Annotated in this window: 15 protein-coding genes and 1 pseudogene; 12 read left to right on the forward strand and 4 right to left on the reverse strand. The window is 39.2% G+C overall.

Going from position 1 to position 17,747, the window contains the following annotated elements:
• Positions 1–92 precede the first annotated feature (92 nt).
• The 5 genes from L1999_RS14395 (at position 93) to L1999_RS14415 (ending at position 6,720) form a co-directional block, all read left to right on the forward strand.
• Positions 93–854 carry an SDR family oxidoreductase gene (locus L1999_RS14395; RefSeq protein WP_235744173.1) on the forward strand — a complete coding sequence of 254 codons (762 nt, stop codon included), beginning with the start codon at positions 93–95 and terminating at the stop codon, positions 852–854.
• Between the two features lie 25 nt (positions 855–879).
• A complete protein-coding gene (locus L1999_RS14400; RefSeq protein ID WP_235744174.1) occupies positions 880–2,826 on the forward strand; it encodes an alkyl/aryl-sulfatase in 1,947 nt (648 codons plus the stop codon).
• Between the two features lie 91 nt (positions 2,827–2,917).
• Complete coding sequence (locus L1999_RS14405) at positions 2,918–4,402, forward strand: spore germination protein (RefSeq protein ID WP_235744175.1); 1,485 nt, start codon at positions 2,918–2,920, stop codon at positions 4,400–4,402.
• Positions 4,392–5,600 carry a Ger(x)C family spore germination protein gene (locus tag L1999_RS14410; RefSeq protein WP_235744176.1) on the forward strand — a complete coding sequence of 403 codons (1,209 nt, stop codon included), beginning with the start codon at positions 4,392–4,394 and terminating at the stop codon, positions 5,598–5,600. Before L1999_RS14405 ends, L1999_RS14410 begins: the two co-directional genes overlap by 11 nt.
• Positions 5,601–5,634: 34 nt before the next feature.
• The gene (locus tag L1999_RS14415) at positions 5,635–6,720 is read left to right on the forward strand and encodes a GerAB/ArcD/ProY family transporter (protein ID WP_235744177.1); all 1,086 of its coding nucleotides are present in this window, start codon (positions 5,635–5,637) and stop codon (positions 6,718–6,720) included.
• Positions 6,721–7,067: 347 nt separating this feature from the next.
• Here L1999_RS14415 and L1999_RS14420 read toward each other — a convergent pair whose 3' ends face one another.
• Entirely contained in the window at positions 7,068–8,204 is a 1,137-nt protein-coding gene (locus L1999_RS14420; protein WP_235744351.1) for a DUF2515 family protein, read from the reverse strand.
• Positions 8,205–8,320: 116 nt separating this feature from the next.
• Here L1999_RS14420 and shc point away from each other — a divergent pair, with 116 nt between their 5' ends.
• The 4 genes from shc to L1999_RS14440 all read left to right on the forward strand — a co-directional run bounded on the left by shc (position 8,321) and on the right by L1999_RS14440 (position 12,468).
• Positions 8,321–10,225: a squalene--hopene cyclase gene (shc, locus tag L1999_RS14425; RefSeq protein ID WP_235744178.1), complete on the forward strand. Its 1,905-nt coding sequence runs from the start codon at positions 8,321–8,323 to the stop codon at positions 10,223–10,225.
• Positions 10,226–10,363: 138 nt separating this feature from the next.
• The gene (locus L1999_RS14430; protein ID WP_235744179.1) at positions 10,364–10,909 is read left to right on the forward strand and encodes an HXXEE domain-containing protein; all 546 of its coding nucleotides are present in this window, start codon (positions 10,364–10,366) and stop codon (positions 10,907–10,909) included.
• A 169-nt stretch (positions 10,910–11,078) separates the two neighbouring features.
• Positions 11,079–11,555 carry a PAS domain-containing protein gene (locus L1999_RS14435; protein ID WP_235744180.1) on the forward strand — a complete coding sequence of 159 codons (477 nt, stop codon included), beginning with the start codon at positions 11,079–11,081 and terminating at the stop codon, positions 11,553–11,555.
• A 577-nt stretch (positions 11,556–12,132) separates the two neighbouring features.
• Complete coding sequence (locus L1999_RS14440) at positions 12,133–12,468, forward strand: hypothetical protein (RefSeq protein ID WP_235744181.1); 336 nt, start codon at positions 12,133–12,135, stop codon at positions 12,466–12,468.
• Between the two features lie 161 nt (positions 12,469–12,629).
• On the opposite strand, the gene L1999_RS14445 is transcribed toward L1999_RS14440, so the two are convergent.
• The 3 genes and pseudogenes from L1999_RS14445 to L1999_RS14455 form a co-directional block, all read right to left on the reverse strand.
• Complete coding sequence (locus L1999_RS14445) at positions 12,630–13,154, reverse strand: M20/M25/M40 family metallo-hydrolase (protein WP_345790901.1); 525 nt, start codon at positions 13,152–13,154, stop codon at positions 12,630–12,632.
• Positions 13,155–13,194: 40 nt separating this feature from the next.
• Complete coding sequence (locus L1999_RS14450) at positions 13,195–13,635, reverse strand: hypothetical protein (RefSeq protein ID WP_345790898.1); 441 nt, start codon at positions 13,633–13,635, stop codon at positions 13,195–13,197.
• 294 nt (positions 13,636–13,929) lie between these two features.
• A pseudogene (locus tag L1999_RS14455) lies at positions 13,930–14,195 on the reverse strand (hypothetical protein).
• A gap of 220 nt (positions 14,196–14,415) precedes the next feature.
• Between L1999_RS14455 and L1999_RS29875 the strand changes: the two are divergent.
• From L1999_RS29875 to L1999_RS14465, 3 genes are all read left to right on the forward strand, one after another.
• On the forward strand, positions 14,416–14,499 hold the full coding sequence (locus tag L1999_RS29875; protein WP_430540037.1) for a putative holin-like toxin: 84 nt from the start codon (positions 14,416–14,418) through the stop codon (positions 14,497–14,499).
• Between the two features lie 413 nt (positions 14,500–14,912).
• Entirely contained in the window at positions 14,913–16,646 is a 1,734-nt protein-coding gene (locus tag L1999_RS14460; RefSeq protein ID WP_235744182.1) for an AAA family ATPase, read from the forward strand.
• A gap of 161 nt (positions 16,647–16,807) precedes the next feature.
• A complete protein-coding gene (locus L1999_RS14465) occupies positions 16,808–17,731 on the forward strand; it encodes a DNA/RNA non-specific endonuclease (protein ID WP_430540038.1) in 924 nt (307 codons plus the stop codon).
• Positions 17,732–17,747 lie beyond the last annotated feature (16 nt).

A 17,747-nucleotide genomic window follows, 5' to 3' on the forward strand; every position in this document is an offset into this window, starting at 1 on the left:
TTCCTTGTTCCGCTAGGTGGTTTCGTTGAATAATTACCCCAGCCTCAGAATAATAAAATAGAAGGAAATCAATAAAACGGGAGTGTTGTATCTTGAAAGTACTGGTCACTGGTTCGTCAGGACAACTAGGTTCCACTTTGCTTAAGCAGCTAAACGGTTCTGATTATCAAGTTAAACTAACTTCTAGAAGAAAACCCGAAGGAATCGAACATTTGGAGTGGGTTTATAGCGATTTATCAACTGGAGAAGGCATAGAAGAAGCAATTAAAGATATAGATGTTATCATTCACGCCGCAACTAGTCCAATTAAAAATTCAAAGATCGTCGAGGTTTCAGGTTTTAAGGAGTTTATAGGGAAGTTGCATCACATAAAACATTTTCTTTACCCGTCCATTGTTGGGATCGATGAAATACCATTTAACTATTATCAACAAAAATATAAAGCAGAAAATTTGTTGAAAAATAGTTCCATTCCTCACACCATCGTCCGTGCCACCCAATTCCACCATTTTGTAGAAAAGATTTTTATATCGAAACCTCTATTTAAAAGATATATTGTCCCAGGAAACATTCCCTTTCAAAGTGTGGATGTTAGTGAATTTGCCAATCATCTAATTGGATTAGTGGAAAAAGATCCACAAGGAAGAGCGGAAGATTTTGCTGGTCCAGATATTATGACTTTAAGAGAAATGGCTGAACTGAAAATCAATATAAATCATGAACCAAATAAAGTTTTAAACATTTCTTTACCAGGAAAACTGTACAAATCTTTCTCTGACGGGAAAAATACTAATCCTATCCGAAAAATGGGGAAGATTACATTCGAGGAATATCTACTTAATAAGAGGGTTTAAAGATATTTTAAGGGGAGGTGTAGGAATGGCCTTATCTGAAAATGACAATAAGCTAGATGATACCAGAAAGCCAGCAACATCTAAGACTAGTTGGGTTAATAAGGTTTTTTATAGGGAAATTGATTGGGGAATTTTAAAAAGGGAACAAGCGTTAGTAAAGGAAAATCTCCTGGAAAATGTTCCTTTGCCAGTTATTCAAGGAAAACCTACTCATTCTCCTGTTTGGGATTTAAGTAAATATGCTTTTTTGTTAAATGAACAAACACCTGATACGGTTCATCCAAAGCTATGGGAACAAGCCAAATTAAACCTTCATACAGGATTATATAGAATCACAGACAATATTTATCAGATAAGAGGATTTGACATCGCCAATATTAGCTTTATCAAGGGGAGGACAGGGTGGATTGTCATTGATTGTTTAACTAGTAAGGAAACCGCACAAGCTGCCATCCAATTCATGCAGTCATATACAGGTGATTTTTCAATCAGTGCGATCATTATCACCCATTCACATGCAGATCATTACGGCGGCATTTCAGGTATATTAGAAAACGTTCACGAAGAATCCGTAAAGGTGTATGCTCCAGAGGGTTTAATGAGGGCCGTCATAGAAGAGAATATTACTGCAGGGGTCGCTATGAATAGACGTGGTATATTTATGTTCGGGCTGCACCTGCCAACTGATGCTAAAGGACAGATCGATGATGGTCTCGGTAAAACGATATCTACCGGAAATGTGACGTTGACTGGTACTATCGAAGAAATTTCTCCAGCTAGTCCATTACCCTATGAAGAAAAGATTATTGATGGAGTTCCTTTACAGTTTCAACTTACTCCAAATACAGAAGCTCCTGCAGAAATGAATATTTATATTCCAAGTGAAAAGTCCTTATGTATTGCAGAAAACGCCTCTGTAACGATGCATAATTTATATACATTAAGAGGTGCACAAGTTCGTGATCCTGTGGCCTGGGCATTCTATTTGCAGAAAGCCATTGATCTATTTGGGAATGAGCTAAGCAGTATATTTGGTGCACACAACTGGGCACGTTTTGGTCGTGCAACATGTATCCAATACTTAGAAAAACAAAGGGATGTCTATCAATATATCCACGATCAAACGTTGCGATTGATTAATCAGGGATTTACTTTGGAAGAGGTTGGGAAATTGGTGAAGCTGCCCAGGAGCCTAAGCGACGAATGGTATAACAGTTCATTTTACGGGACAGCCAATCACAATTCGAAGGCGGTCTATCAAAGATACATGGGTTGGTATAATGGAAATCCAATCGATTTGAATAAGCTCCTCCCAGAGGAATCTGCTCGAAAATACGTGGAATACATGGGGGGAGAGGAAGCGATTCTTGAAAAAGCAAAAAAGTCTTATCAGAATGGTGAATATCAATGGACAGCAGAAGTACTAAAACATGTGATTTATTCTAATCCAACCCATGAAGAAGCGAAGTTGTTATGTGCCGATGCACTAGAACAATTAGGGTATGTTGCAGAATCAGGGCCATGGAGAAATGAGTATTTGATGGGCGCACAAGAGCTGCGCTTTGGGAAAAGACTTATTCCGATATCGACAAGAACAAAAGAGGTTTTCGATGGTCTACCTCTCCCCAGTATTTTGAATCTATTAAGCATTCGGATTGATGGTCCGTTAGCAGGGGATTTGGATTACAAACTAAACTTTGTGATTCCTGACCGTAATGAAAGGGCGTCAACGGAAATAAAACGTGGAATTTTCAGATATTTGAAGGATGATCTCTTCACAGGTGCAGAGGTAACGGTCACAATGTGGAAAGAAACATTATACAATCTAGTCACAACTAATCATCTTACCAATCATTCCATTATTATCATCCAAGGAGATAAACAGATATGGCAGTCTTTCTTGGGAGTCATAGATAAAATAGACCCTAATTTTAATATTATGACGCCGAGGGATTCAAAGGCGGAAGTATAAAGTGCGCAGGTTCTCGATCATGAGTCCTGCATATTTTTTTTCTTCTAAGAAATACTAACCTATCAATACCAATTGAACCCAGGTGATGAAAATGACCGGTAAAAGTGACATTTCAAGTGTTCTAGGTAACAATATAAATGCTATAAAGAAGATCTTGGGGGAGAGTTCTGATTTACAAATAAGAAATATTACCTTGAAGGGTCAAGATAAGAAAGCAGCCATGTTGTTCATTGATGGGATTGTAGACTCGGATGGGATTCAGGAGTACATAATTGAACCGTTATTAACATATCAATTTCCCTTTTTCCAATCAGATGAAGAACTGCTTTCTTTTGTGGAAACAGCGGTTATTCAAGCAAAAAATGTTAAACGAGTAGAAAATATAAATCTTGGTTCAACTGAGTTACTTACAGGAAAAACGCTGCTCATATTAGAAGGATGCAGCACATTCCTTTCAACAGATACGACTAAATGGAACGGTCGCAGTATAGAAAGTCCTAAAGGACAACGTGTTGCAAAAGGTCCTGATCAAGGTTTCAATGAAAATAGGAGTACTAACATCTCACTTGTCCGAAAAATAATAAAAAATACGAATGTCAGAGTCACGACCAAACAATATGGAACCAAAACCCATACAGATATCTCTGTGATGTATTTGGAAAACGTGGTGGATCAACAAGTTCTTCAAACCATCTATGACCGCCTTGACAGCCTTCATTTGGACGCCGTGCTGGAAGCAAATTATATCGAGGCGGTACTTACGAAGGAGTCTATGTCTTTTTTTCCGCTCGTACTCAATACAGATCGGCCTGATGTAGTCGCTGCAGAAATACTGGAAGGCAAAATCGCCATCTTTATAGATGGTTCTCCATATGTACTGATTGCCCCTGCTGTGTTTATTCAATTTTTCCAAACACCAGAGGACTATTACTTTAGTAATACAGGTTTCATTAATACAAGATTAATTCGTTTTTGTTTATATCTTGTTTCCTTGCATCTTCCGGGTTTCTATGTAGCTTTTATGACCTATCATGCAAACCTTTTGCCAGTCAAACTGTTAGTGGGATTTGTTTCACAGCGGGAGTTGGTACCATTTCCAACGTCGTTAGAAGTAACTCTATTAATTATTGTACTTATTGCGATAAACGAAAGTTCCACAAGATTACAACAAAACATTGCCGTAACCATTTCCATATTTGGTGGTATCATTTTAGGGCAGTCCGCAATAGAAGCGCAATTAGTGGCACCTGCCAGTTTAGTGATTGTGTGCCTTACCTATATTTTATTAAGTGTTATTCCCATTTACCAATTGCGCATAACAGGAGCAAATATCATTCTTTGTTTTGTTGTGGCAGGTGCGACCCTCGGCTTATACGGTATTGCTCTCTTGTCATTATTATTATTGGTTCATATAAGCTCACTGCGAAGCTTTGGAGTGCCTTATTTATCTCCTTTTGCTCCTTTTGTTGCACATGACCTAAAAGACAGTGCCATTCAGATATCACTAGTGGAAATGACAAATGATGAATCTCATTTTATGTCAGAAGAAACGATGGAAGAGACAAATGAAAAGTAATAACAAGTTCATGCGCAAGCATATGAAGTCAAATATAAATATGGTTTTAGCAATTGGAATCATCCTTTCTATCATCGTAAGCAAACAGGCCCAGGACACGTTATTAAATAAACTTAGTGTGGTTTCCGCGATTGGGATTGATAAGAGTAAGGGGGGGTATATTGCCAGCCTGCAAATCTATAATCCTGCCTCTAATAGCAAAGAAGGAGCATCAGAAACCGGTGCTTACACATACAGTGCAAAGGGAAGAACCCTCCCTGAAGCAATGGAGAGTATACAAAATAAAATAGCACGGCCGATCTTCTTAGATAATACGGAGGTAGCAGTAATAGGGGAAGAATTAGCCAAATCTGAAGGCATTTCTTCTATTTCCGATTACTTTATGCGCGAATCCAATTTACCTGCCAATATCAGGTTTGTTATATCAAAGGGAGTATCAGCCAATAAACTGCTTCAGATCTTTACCCCCTTACAAAAAATTTCCGGAAGCAGATTTGAAGAAATGCTAATACGGAAACGACTTTCCTGGGGGAAGTTGTCAGACATAACCTCTAATCATATAAGGGAAAAGGCGGTTCAGAATCGAACAGAATTGACCATTCCTTATATCAGGATGAATGGTTCTTTTTCTAAAGGAACATCGAAGGAAAATATTGAAAAGGCTACTCCGGAGACGATTCTTTCACTAGATGGATTAGCTGTTTTTCAGAATCAAAAACTCTCGTATTTTCTTTCTTCAGAAGAAAGTAATTTATATGCTTTAATGCATTCCAAAATTAAAAAATCCTCCATTATAACAAAATGCCAACGACAAAAAGGATATGTAACCTGGAAGGAGGTAAGAAGTAAGCCCGTTATTCGTATTAGAGATAAAAAGGGAATTCCCTCCTTTCTTCTCCAGCTACAATTAACAGGTAAGCTTTCTGATGTTTCGTGTAAAATCGATACGTCCAACACGAAAAACATTGCTTCCTTGCAACATGAGGCAGAACACGACCTTGAACAACAGATTAATCAGTTGATAGCCAAAACGCAGAATAAAAAAACCGATATAATTGGTTTCGGCGAAGTCATCTATAGGAAACAGCCAAATAGATGGAACAGGAACAAAAAAGATTGGAATTCCATCTATTCTACGGTAAAAGTTCAGACAAATGTAAGGATAAAAGTTTTGGATGTAGGAGACATTTCATCGTAATGGCAGATAAGTTTTGAAAGGAAGAGATAGATGAATGGTCAAAATAGCAGCGATCGAGCTATTCACCTTAATGGTCAACTTTTTGCTCGGAAGTGCGATCGTCGTTGGCTGGAACTTTAGTACAAAACAAGATGTTTGGATCACCATTTTTTTATCATTGGCTATGGGGGTAGGATTATTTTATCTCTATATGCTTCTTCATTCTTTGGGGAAATGGAGTAACTTGATTGAGATTTTAGAATTAGGATTTGGAAAATGGCTATCCAAAATAGTGGGAATCATGTATGGTCTTTATTTTTTATATATTGCAGGTAGAGTGTTAAAGGATTTCTCTTTTTTTATAGGTTCAGTGCTTTTTAACAATGTCTCTTTCTGGATCATTTCATTTACTTTTTTGTTTGTGGTGTCTTATTGTTGTTATCTTGGTATTGAAGCGATAGCAAGAAGTTCTTTAATCCTATTTGTTTTTACTGGTGTGATCGTTTTGGTACTCATTATATTAGGATTTATTTCACCTTTTTTTGAAATTAGCCGCCTAACACCCGTTTTCAGAACAAGCTGGAAGCAGGTAATGTCTGCTGTTTTCCCAACTGGATTAACCTTTCCATATGGTGAACTCATCGTATTTACCATGTTATTTCCGTTTGTAGATAATAAGAAGCACTTACGAAAATACGGCTGGATTTCAATTTGTATCACTGGTGTGCTTCTGTTTTTAGCAGGTGAGATGATCCTCGGCTTGTTAGGTCCTGAAACGGTTACTTCTTATGTCTTTCCGTTTGTAAAGGCGTTGGAGCTAACCAGCTTATTAGAGACTTTACCACATTTAGAGGTTTTGGCGGTCATTATCAATTTAATAGGGGGATTTATTAAAATTTCGGTTTTTATGTGCAGTGGTCTCATGGTCTTTGAAAACTCGTTTCCAAAGATCAAACGAAACCAAATGCTAGTGACCTCAGCAGCCATAACGTTCTTTTCGACATTTATATTGTCTAAAAATATCATTCAACACTTATTTATTGGATTAAAGATTGTTCCGCTTTATATGCATATTCCCTTCCAACTTCTGATACCTGCCATCTTAGTCTTCATTTTAGCTATAAAAAAATATATCGCCTGAATCATGGGGACGGTTCTCTTGCTTCTTTCTTGGGATTTTTCGTAAATGGATGGAATCGACAATTGATTAATAATGTCATTCAAACAGTGTCAGTGAGCTTACAACCAGAAACTCCAAAATAAACAGTGGAGTTGTAAATATTGGGTGTAAATAGTAGAAGTGGTGCTGTACAGTACACTTTATTTTCGCCATCCTTTCAAAGTTGTATGAGAGAAACTTTTAAGATGTAATAGACCATTTTAACAAGATTGAAGGAAATGCTGCCAATCTTGCTAAAATGATATTAAAAAGTTACCAAAACCATTAAAATACTTTTGAAAAGTGTCAGGACCCCTGCTCGTTAATAATTATTCTTCTTCTCGTAACAGTAGGGCTTCCTTCGCCATTACTGCAAGTTCAATGGTTTCAATGGTTTTGCAATAATTAGGTAAAATCTCACCATTCAAACTGACTTCTTCATGAATATAATCCAGAACATGCCAATCCTCAAACCAATCTCCGCTCTCCGCCTCTTCATGCGGGGTATTCGGCCAGGCGTATTTTAAAGGCGGGCTGTACAGCCTTAATGCACCCTTTCTCAACATGCAATTCTTGACCCGCCGCTTATAGAGGGAGCGGGGAAAAGATTCATTGACATCATTATATAAATCGGGCCAATAATCTTTCCGTGAGCCTGTGTGAGGGTGGTCATGTGCCCATTTCAAGACCCCCGCTAGAATATTTTCACGCCCAAACAGAAGGGAATATAACTTTTTTCCAAATAAAATTCTTTCGTGGAGCGAAGTGAAATACCGAGAGGTGGCGCCTGCAAGTGACGTTTTCTCCTCTTTTTCGCCGGCACAGTAGGGAAAAAGAATGTTATTCAGGCGCAAAAAATCATGCATTTTAAAGCTGACCGTACCTGTAACGGTTTTCTTGAAATGATTATTTTGAACCAATCTTTTTTCCAAATAGCTTTGTTCATTGATCACCGTCGCAATCGCCAATGTATAGCAATCCCCACTGTGCCAAAAATAACGCCAGATCGTTTCCATGAAGGTTGACGTGTGAAAAAAAGGTAAAAGATGGAACATTTCTTGGTTACTCCTCACACTCAGGTCATAAACCAAAAATTGAGGAAACACATCTTGAAAAATCAACCAGCTGCCGTGTTCCAAAAAGGAAAAGAAAGCTTTCTGATCTCTTTCAGGCAGAAGTTTTGTCAGCAATTCCCCTTTTAAATCCGTCATGTTCCATCCGACGTTTCGCGATACCATATGTCCGAGAAGGGCCCAATGGATTTCAGGGTGCTGAAGGTAAAACTGAAAATAAGCTTGCGTCCGTGTTACATTGTTTTGGTTAAGCTGCTTCGTCTGTTCTCTTATATGGTGAATACATTGTTTATCGTTTTCTGATAAACAGGGAGGAAGACCGGAAGATTTCTTTTTCAGCTTATTTTTTAATTCTTTTTTTACATCTGAGAAAGAGTCCAGCAAAAACGGCATCATCCTTTCTCAACGTTCATTTTGCGTGCATCGGTCATCCCCATCATTGGAATGCATATTCAAATTGCTCACGGAATATGAATACAAAGATGAAGATAGGGGAGAGGATGGGTCATATGAAACATCGGATCTATCAGGAAATGAACAGAATCGCTGATCAGTTAATCCAGGACCAATCAGAGGACGGGGCCTGGCATTATCCATTCGAAACCGGGATCGCAACGGACTGCACTATGATTATCTTATTACGGACATTGGAGATAGATGATGAGGAGTTCATAAAAGAATTGGTGAAACGGATCGCCGGAAAACAGCAGGAAGATGGCTCCTGGAAGCTGTTTCATGATGAAAAAAAGGGAAATCTGACCTCCACTGTAGAAGCTTATTATGCCCTTCTTTATTCTGGTTACCGGAATCGAAAAGACCCGGAAATCCAGGCTGCAAGACGGTTTATTCTGGCCAACGGAGGGGCTGCGGAGGTTCATATGTTTTTGAAAATCATGTTGGCCTTAACAGGACAATGTGCGTGGCCGCACTTCCCGATTAATATTGAAGTAATGCTTTTACCAGACTCTTTTCCCATCAATCTTTTTGACCTCTCCGTGTACGGAAGAGCGAACATAATCCCTTTTTTGATTCTCGCCAATACGAATTTTCGTAAGAGAACACCTCGATCGCCCAATCTCTCCGATTTATTTCAAAAAAAAGCGGTTCGTTTTTTTACAGAGGAACAAACAGAAGAAGCCCGCTCGGTGATCAAATGGGTGAAACAGGGGATTAAGGGTCTGAAATCCCATGTAAATCTTCGCGAATTGTCCTTATATCGTGCCGAAAAATATATGCTGGACCGAATCGAACCAGACGGCACTTATTTAAATTATTTCAGCACGACTTCTCTGATGATTTTTGCCTTACTGGCGAGGGGGTATCCAACTACACATCCGGTGATTACGCGTGCCATACAAGGATTAAAAGCGATGACCTGCCGCATTGACGGAGAACTTCACTGCCAGTACACGACGGCAACGGTCTGGAATACGACTTTAATTAATTATGCTCTGCAAGAATCCGGGATTTCTTACTCATCCAACACGGTCCAAAAGGCAAATGATTACATTCTCTCCCGTCAGCATCTCAAATACGGGGATTGGGTCATTCATGAACCGAACCTGTTACCGGGTGGCTGGGGGTTTGCGGACTTGAATACCATTCACCCAGATATTGACGATACCACCGTTGCACTGAGGTCCATACGTACGTTGGCCAAAAACCAAGTGAATTGCCGGCAGGCATGGGATCGAGGAATAAACTGGCTCATTTCCATGCAAAACAAGGACGGAGGTTGGGCGGCATTCGAAAAGAATGTGAATAAGAAACTGTTGAATTTGTTACCGATCGAGGGTGGAAAGGATTTATTGATTGATCCGTCGACGGTTGATTTAACGGGAAGGACCTTAGAGTTCTTCGGAAACTATACCCATTTGGATCTTCACCATCCCATGGTGAAAGATGCGATTCGTTGGCTGTTGCGGCAGCAAAATGCAGATGGTTCCTGGGTGGGGCGATGGGGCGTGTATATTTATGGCACATGGGCGGCTGTAACGGGATTGGTTGCCGTTGGCGTTTCTCCGAATCATCCAGCAATTCAAAAGGCTCTAACTTGGCTGCAGAAAATTCAGAATCCCGATGGTGGCTGGGGAGAATCCTGTAAAAGTGATATCAAAAACTGTTATGTGCCGTTGGGCGAAAGTACGCGCACTCATACCGCTTGGGCCCTTGACACCCTCATCACGGCCGCCACTGTCGTTACGCCTGAAATTGAAAAAGGTGCCGCTTTTTTAGTGGATAAGAAGGAAAAAGAGTGGACGACGGCCTACCCAAAAGGGAGGGGAATGGCAGGGTCTTTTTATCTTAATTATCATTGTTATGAATATGTTTTCCCATTGCTTGCCCTGTCCCATTATCAAAAATTGGCTGGCGGGCAGCTCCTAGATGCTGAGTCACATAAGGATATTACTTAAGGCCTTGTCTATTCAAAAAATCTCTTGCGTGACCTTGGGCATATTTTTCTATCCTGTCCCATAAAATGAACCAACCAAAACAGACGGTAGGCTTTGGGATTAGCGAAATCATGCCAACTAAAAGGGGGTAGGCAGAAGATGCTAGGGGCGCTCCACCAATTTTTGAATCTTAACCTATTAATTTGGTTGTTTCCGATCATTTTTATTTTCCATGACTTAGAAGAGATCATGACGATTGAATCTTTCATGGCTGCACACAAAGACAAAAATTCGAAAAGGAACTTCGTCGAACTAACGATAAGAATGAGGAAAAAATCAGGTTCGACCGCTGCCCAGCTTGCTGTTTCGGCTACATGGATTTTACTGTTTATCTCATTCACTACCGTGATGACCGCCCATTTCTCATCGAACGGAAGGGGTTTTCTTTTATTTACAGCGATTCTTAATTTATTTGTTTTGCAGGCATTCATGCATATGGTTCAAACGATTATGTTCAGGGGCTACACGCCTGGCATCCTAACGTCCCTGTTCCTCCTTGTCCCTTACTGCCTCGCAACCTACTATTTTTTAGTCGAAGAGAGACAGCTGGACTGGCATTTGCTAGTCACCAGTCTGCCGGTTAGTTTGATCATGATTCTGGTTTTCCTCGTTGGAAATCTTTTGGGCCGTTATTTTATTCGATAACTGGCCAGGTCTTTTTTATATAAACCTATTTGATAATAAAAAACTTGATATAAATCAAGGAAATAGCCACTCATCTCCCGTATGATAAAAATGTATTTACGAATGAGAATGATAATCAGCTTATAAGAGTTAGTTTATTAAATGATATGATTACAAGGGAGATTTAAAAATGTCTGAAGAAAAATTATCGGATTTAATTAGTCCTGAAGCTGTGATTAATTTTGAAACCGGTGCGATTAAAGCAAGCACGTTGGATTCAATCATAAACCTTTTGCCATTTGAAATGGGCTTTTGCGATGCCAACGATATTTTCCGCTGGTATTCAAATAATCCAAACCGCGTCCATGGTCGCCGTAAAGAAGCGATTGGTCGGCCTGTGCTTGAGCTTCACCCAAAAGTGGCTCACCACGTTGAAAAATTGTTGAATGATTTCCGTTCCGGAACACGCGACGAATGGGAATTTTGGTTTCCAAAACGCACCGGTGAATCAGGTCAGATTTACCAAAAGTTTATGGCCGTACGTGATGAAAATGGAAAATACCTTGGCTGTATGGATGTGACTGTTAATATCAACCTTTTTCAAGGAAAAGAAGGAAAAAATACTCCTGAAACGATTGACGAATTTAAAGCAGTTAAGCCTAACTAATAAAAAAGTACTTCCCATTTGAGAAGCTGCTTAAGAACACATTGAATTCCCCATTTCAATGTGTTTTCTTTTTCATAGACTGTAGTTTATGAAATAAAGTTCCTCCCACGGACTTATCCATTTTTCACTTGTTTTTTTGCTTATTAATACAACTACTGCTAGATTTTGTTAAATCATGTCCCTGAATATTTTTATTTGTCGCACGAGGAGTATGTTGGAAAATATGGATATGATTATATATAGAGCGATATCAATTATCCATTTAACATTTTATTAGAAATCAGTTAATGTTTTGATAACAAAGAGCGGAGGTGCTTTATGTAAGAACAATTAAATAAAATTCTTTCAGAACTACAACATATTGGTACTGGTCAAAAGGAATTAATAAGCCGCACTGTTAATATAGAAAAGGGGCACCAAGAGATAAAAGATATTATTAAACACACTGCTACACTCATGACTGAAAATTTCACAACTATCAGAAGAGACATTAAAACATTTTACAACGAATGATGAATTAGAAAAGAATGATAAATGAGCCCGGTCTCCTAATTTTAAAAAGGAAGATGAAGACGAAATGGGAAGAAGCAAGAAATCAAAAGAAGAGAGAAAGCGAGACAGAGAGATTGTCGAGAGGTATCATCAAAAACTGACGGAAGACTCGCTGGAATTATTATATTCAGACTTTTTGGGATGGAAGAAGGGCAAACTGCCTTATTATGATCTAACCGAAAAGATTCATGAATTTCACAAGAAAAATCAAAAGATTTGGTCTATGTTTAACTATAACGGATGGGATCATGAATTTCTCATTTTTCAGGCAAAAAAAGAATTAAATCTATTGGAAGAGGGGGATAAAGAGCAATATGCCATTTGGCTGGATGATATCGATGGAAATAAATTCAATTCATGATTTTTTAGCTGCCAGATCCAATGACTATGCATCACTAACCATTGAATCTGGCAGCTAAATATTTTATAGAAAGAAAAACGCCATTTTTTGCATTGGAACTTTAAGAATAGCACAATGATATTTAAGAATTAACCTTAAATATGGACCTAGATTTCAGGTTCTTAATCCATTAAAGCAACAACCTTTTGTTTGATTAATTGATGATGCAAAACCGATTCCGCAAACAGCACCGTTTCAAATGTTGACTTGTAATCGACCGTTTCAGTGGACTTATGTTCATTTGGGTAGCCGCCTGATAGATTTACTGATGGGATTCCAATTTCAGCAAAAACCAAAGCATCACTAACACCGCCCGGAGTTATTTTCCAATCCTGCATACCAGCTAATTTTCCCGCCTCTTCAAACAACTTTCCATACTCATCCGGGCAAAAAGGAAAATAAAAGCTCAATGATGTAACAATATCCCTGTTTCCCCGGCAGTCAATGATAATGGCGGCATCTACATCTTCTATAAAATCCTGGTCAATTCCACGTGAGCCTTGGCAGCCAGTTTCCTCCTCAACGGTAAAAGCTACTTTAATCGTTCCTCTAAAATTGGTCTTTTGAACTCTGGATAGTATCTCAAGAATGGCTGCAACCCCAGCCCGGTCATCTGCTCCAAGAATCCCTTCAGAACTTTTTAAAATGGTACCATCTTAGTCTGATCCCCCATTAGTTTTTTTCATTTTAATAGTTTTTTTGAAGCATTTTTTCTAATTCACGGATTTTATCATAGGAATTTAGTAATTTTTCTGGTACCAAGGTTCTGCCATAATTCCAGGCATTAGATTCTATTTTGGCTAGAAGCTGTGCTTTTTTTTCATCCCCAAAATACTTTAAAACTCTTAAATCATGTTTGTTGTTCTTAAAAGCTAAATAATATCCAAGCTGATGATAGAGAATAAGTTTAACACAGTCTTCATCTGTCTCTTTAATCTTAAAGTTAATATTCGCTATGTATCCATTAATTTTTAAATAGTTAAACTTAATTGTAGTAGTTGATACGTTAAAACTCATAGGTGCGGGAAGGTTATTGTTAAATTCATAATCAACAGTTAATTTGTGTTCTTGCAATGTATTTTCAATTATTTTTTCAATATCTCTTATATAGAGCATCTTATCAATCACGACCTTTCAACATCTTCTCCTTTTTATTTTTCAGAAATAATGATGAAAGTAAATCCTACTATGTTCCTTTATACTTTTTTCCTAGCGCGAATGAGTCGATAAACTTAAAAATACTGAAAAATGCTTATCTGTTTTATAAAAAAATTTTTACAACCATTTAGGAAAGAATATTTTTTTGAAGTATCAAATAGTCTACATTATCATTTTGAGCGGAATGCAAAGATTACTTGGATACAATAATCTAATATTTAATCGCATAAAAATAAGCCTCTCCTTGTTGGGAGGCTTTATTTGCTATTCAACAAATACTGTATGTTTTACTTTCCATTTTTCCATTGCAATAAACAACCAAAAGCTAGTGTGATAATGCACAATAACCACCATTTTATCCAGGTTCCAAACAATCCGATGGCTGACCCATTAAAGGCTAATCTTCTTCCATTTATCACCGTATGTCTTGTTTTCCTTTCTAATATCATCGTAATGGCCTAAGGATAACAAATTCCAAATGTGCAAATAGGTACAATTCCCCCTAAAATAGTCCAACCCCCCTCTCGAATGAGACGGGCAGCTTGTTTTTGTTTAGGAAATTATAAATTTCTCGGAATAAACAAAAAAAGATTCTTGCAATATATTTTTACTAAGAAACAATAATTAATAAGAAGATTTGATAAGAACATAAGTTCTCTTTTTACTAGGAATATGATAAACTAGTAAAGCAATAGAATAGGATTTCTCAAGGGTGGTCGGCCACTCCCAACAGAAAGGGGGTGATGCTGAATGACAGTTTATGAAACCTTAGTGATTACGATTACTTTTGCAAGTCTAATCGTAGCTGTACTGTCATTTAAATCAAAAAAATAATCCACCCTTGAGTTCACATGCTCTGGTGGATTATTCCTGCCTAGTCGATTGCCATTAGAGGGAACCGTCTATTGCTAGACCGGACATGTTGCTGCATGTCTGGTCTTTTTTAATTTATTCATTATTATTCCTATTATAACTAATTTCTATAGTATCGTAAAACTTTTCATCAAAATCTTTCTAAAATGGGATCGTAAGGCGTAAAGGACCGGAGCAAGGAATATTAAAGGCTGCCAATTTCTTTAATGTAATGAGATTGGTTGTACGGGGCTTTTTTTAAACAATTGGTAGAACTATTTATGATTCATGAAAAATAATTGAACGTTGGTAATAATTTAAATTTTACAGTCTCCGTCACCTTATTTAATATATAGATAGGGTTATTGTAAGTAAGTTTAAAAAGGAAGTGGACCATGAGGAAATATCGATGGATCAAATGGCGTAAAGTACTCCTCTGGGTCGCAGCTCTTGCCATTGTTGGTATTGTATTGTTGACTGGAGGGCAGCAAGTGCGGGGTGCAGCAAGCACGATTTTTAGTATTGCTCTGCAGCTGCTTTTAGCTATGTTTGCTATGATTATTCAATTCGTTGCCCTATTTTGGTTTCTCGCAAGGGGACGGACCTATTGGATTTTGCCCGGTGAAACGGGGGCGACTTGGGACGATTACCGGGGGAACCCTGAGATTGTCGATAATGCCAAGCGAATCGTTACCTTATTAAAAGGTGTGAAAGAATTTAAAGAAATGGGGGGCGAGGCCATTCGTGGCTTATTACTCTGTGGACCTCCAGGGACAGGTAAGTCATACCTTGCGCAAGTGGTTGCCAACGAAGCACAGGTTCCGTTTGCATATGCCTCTGCCCCAAGCTTTCAAAATATGTTTTTCGGTGTCGGAAATCTAAAGGTAATGGGACTTTATAAAAAGGCACGAAAGCTGGCTAAGGTTTATGGTGCCTGTATCATTTTTATCGATGAAATTGATGCGATCGGGATGAGCCGTAATACAGGGAGTGCCGGCGGCGGATTGGGAGGATTAATGGGCATGGGCGGTTCCGGCCTGCTTAATGAGCTCCTCTTGCAAATGGACCCACCGAACATGGACAACAATGGGTTTGCCAAGCTTCTCCGCTCCCTTGGGCTGCGGAAGAAAAAGGCAGAACGATTGCCCGTTCTGACCATCGGTGCAACCAACCTGCCGGATGTATTGGATACAGCTTTGCTTCGTCCAGGACGCTTTGACCGGAAACTCTGGGTTGATGCACCCGATTATGATGGCCGTGTCGACATATTCCAGTATTATCTTCAAAAAGTAACACGTGACCCGGATCTGACTCCAGAACGTGTGGCGCTCGATACCATCGGCTACAGTCCTGCGCAGATCAAACACATTGTGAATGAATCCATTGTCATCGCTCATCAACGCGGAGCTTCTGTTACGAATTACGAAGATTTCCGAGCAGCGATGGAAACCTATGAATGGGGACTCAAACAGCCGCTTCGTTCCATGAGCAAGGATGAAATGCGAAACGTAGCTTACCATGAAGCGGGACATGCAGTGGCTCAGTTCCTTCTGAAGCCGCACGAAAGGCTTTGGAAAGTAACGATTATCCGCAGGGGAGACGCCCTTGGACTAGCTGCCACCAAGCCGACTCATGAGAGGTATAACAGAAGTGATAGTGAGATGTTGGCTGAGATCCAGGTTTGTCTTGCCGCACGTGCTGTCGAAGAGGAGTTCCTGGGTAAAAAACTTAACGGAGTAACCTCCGACCTAAGGCAGGCCACACAACTTGCCGGCGCCTACCTCGGGGCTGTCGGGATGGGAGAAGAATTGTTCAGCTGGCTTGCGGTTGGTTCACAGGAAGAAGGACTTAAAGCACTTCGTCCTAAAATCAACGAATTATTAAACAATGAAATGAACAAAGTGAAGAAACTGGTAAAGAACCATAGTGAATTTGTCCACGCGATTGCAACGGAGCTGGTGAAACAGGGTGACTTGACAGGTGAAGAAATAGAGGCGATCTATTTAACACTCTATGGTGAGAAAAGGCCTGTCCCTAAAGATCCATTATTCCATAGGGAGATTTTCTCTTCCTATTCAGAAGTAGCTTCGGCAAAAGAAATGGATGATCAAGCAGAATTGGATTCTTAAAAAAGAATAGATTGTGTAAGCAGATGTCAAGGGAGAGATCCTTTGGCATATGACTTGTCTAGGGCAGCAACATGAGAAAGGTGTGCAGAAGTGTGAACAAAAGAATATTGCTGATTTTATTTACTGTATTTTTAGTATCTGTATTTGTGGGTTGCGGAAAAATGACTGAACAAAATTCATCAAAGCAATCCGAAGCGGGCACGGCTTCTAAGAATGTTGAAGCCAATAAGAGTCCATCTGCCAATGAGACAGAAAAACCAACGAGTGATCGTGAACCCAACAAAAGTGCTCCTGCCTCTAGTACTTTAAAGACAACAGGGACAACAGACGGATTTGATGACAGCAAATATACCCTAATTGTCGTAAACGGCGGGGATATGTCAGGATCTAGACGGCCGAATGTCAAAGTAGATGTCGGATTTGGAGATCGGGAATATTGGGCGTATACAAACGAATACGGTCAGCTCATTCGTGTTGAGGCGAAAACTATAACACTTCAAAATTCGAAGACTGATCATGTTTTGTCATCAGGTCGATATTACCCTGATGAAGCAAATGTTCCTGGTACAGAGAGTCCTAACTTGGATAAAGGGCATGTGATTGCTGACTCGCTTGGGGGAGTATCAAACGCCTATAACATTACACCTCAGAACAGCATTCTCAATAGGCACGGCGATCAAGCTTATATGGAAAAAGTGATTCGAGATGCAGGAGGTTGTACTGATTTCGTAGCGGTGATTCACTATCCAAATACTCAGACGCAAATTCCTAACCATTATAAATTCACATACAAAATTCAGGGCAGAAGCATTACTGATGAATTTGACAATGTAAACCCAGATGAAGTGAACAAAAATTTAGGGAAAACGACAGGTACCAACAGTACGCCACCGAAAACTGACAATGTACCAACGAACCAACCGGTAAATAGTAATGAAGATGTTAGTAAGGTAGATACCAATCATAATGGCCAAGTTACGATTGCTGAAGCTAAAGCTGCTGGCTTTAAAATGCCAATTACACGGGATTCATGGCTCTACAAATATATGGATGATCGCGATGGTGATGGCTTAGTAGGGGAATAAATAGGGTGATTACGCC

The sequence above is a fragment of the Neobacillus drentensis genome, from assembly GCF_021560175.1.
GTDB lineage: Bacteria > Bacillota > Bacilli > Bacillales > Cytobacillaceae > Neobacillus > Neobacillus drentensis_A.

What these genes read in the sequence shown, in the direction of transcription:
- L1999_RS14400 (WP_235744174.1), top strand. Translation starts at nt 880, where the DNA reads ATGGCCTTATCTGAAAATGACAATAAGCTAGATGATACCAGAAAGCCA.
- L1999_RS14405 (WP_235744175.1), top strand. Translation starts at nt 2,918, where the DNA reads ATGACCGGTAAAAGTGACATTTCAAGTGTTCTAGGTAACAATATAAAT.
- L1999_RS14410 (WP_235744176.1), top strand. Translation starts at nt 4,392, where the DNA reads ATGAAAAGTAATAACAAGTTCATGCGCAAGCATATGAAGTCAAATATA.
- L1999_RS14415 (WP_235744177.1), top strand. Translation starts at nt 5,635, where the DNA reads ATGGTCAAAATAGCAGCGATCGAGCTATTCACCTTAATGGTCAACTTT.
- L1999_RS14420 (WP_235744351.1), bottom strand. Translation starts at nt 8,204, where the DNA reads ATGCCGTTTTTGCTGGACTCTTTCTCAGATGTAAAAAAAGAATTAAAA.
- shc (WP_235744178.1), top strand. Translation starts at nt 8,321, where the DNA reads ATGAAACATCGGATCTATCAGGAAATGAACAGAATCGCTGATCAGTTA.
- L1999_RS14430 (WP_235744179.1), top strand. Translation starts at nt 10,364, where the DNA reads ATGCTAGGGGCGCTCCACCAATTTTTGAATCTTAACCTATTAATTTGG.
- L1999_RS14435 (WP_235744180.1), top strand. Translation starts at nt 11,079, where the DNA reads ATGTCTGAAGAAAAATTATCGGATTTAATTAGTCCTGAAGCTGTGATT.
- L1999_RS14440 (WP_235744181.1), top strand. Translation starts at nt 12,133, where the DNA reads ATGGGAAGAAGCAAGAAATCAAAAGAAGAGAGAAAGCGAGACAGAGAG.
- L1999_RS29875 (WP_430540037.1), top strand. Translation starts at nt 14,416, where the DNA reads ATGACAGTTTATGAAACCTTAGTGATTACGATTACTTTTGCAAGTCTA.
- L1999_RS14460 (WP_235744182.1), top strand. Translation starts at nt 14,913, where the DNA reads ATGAGGAAATATCGATGGATCAAATGGCGTAAAGTACTCCTCTGGGTC.
- L1999_RS14465 (WP_430540038.1), top strand. Translation starts at nt 16,808, where the DNA reads ATGACTGAACAAAATTCATCAAAGCAATCCGAAGCGGGCACGGCTTCT.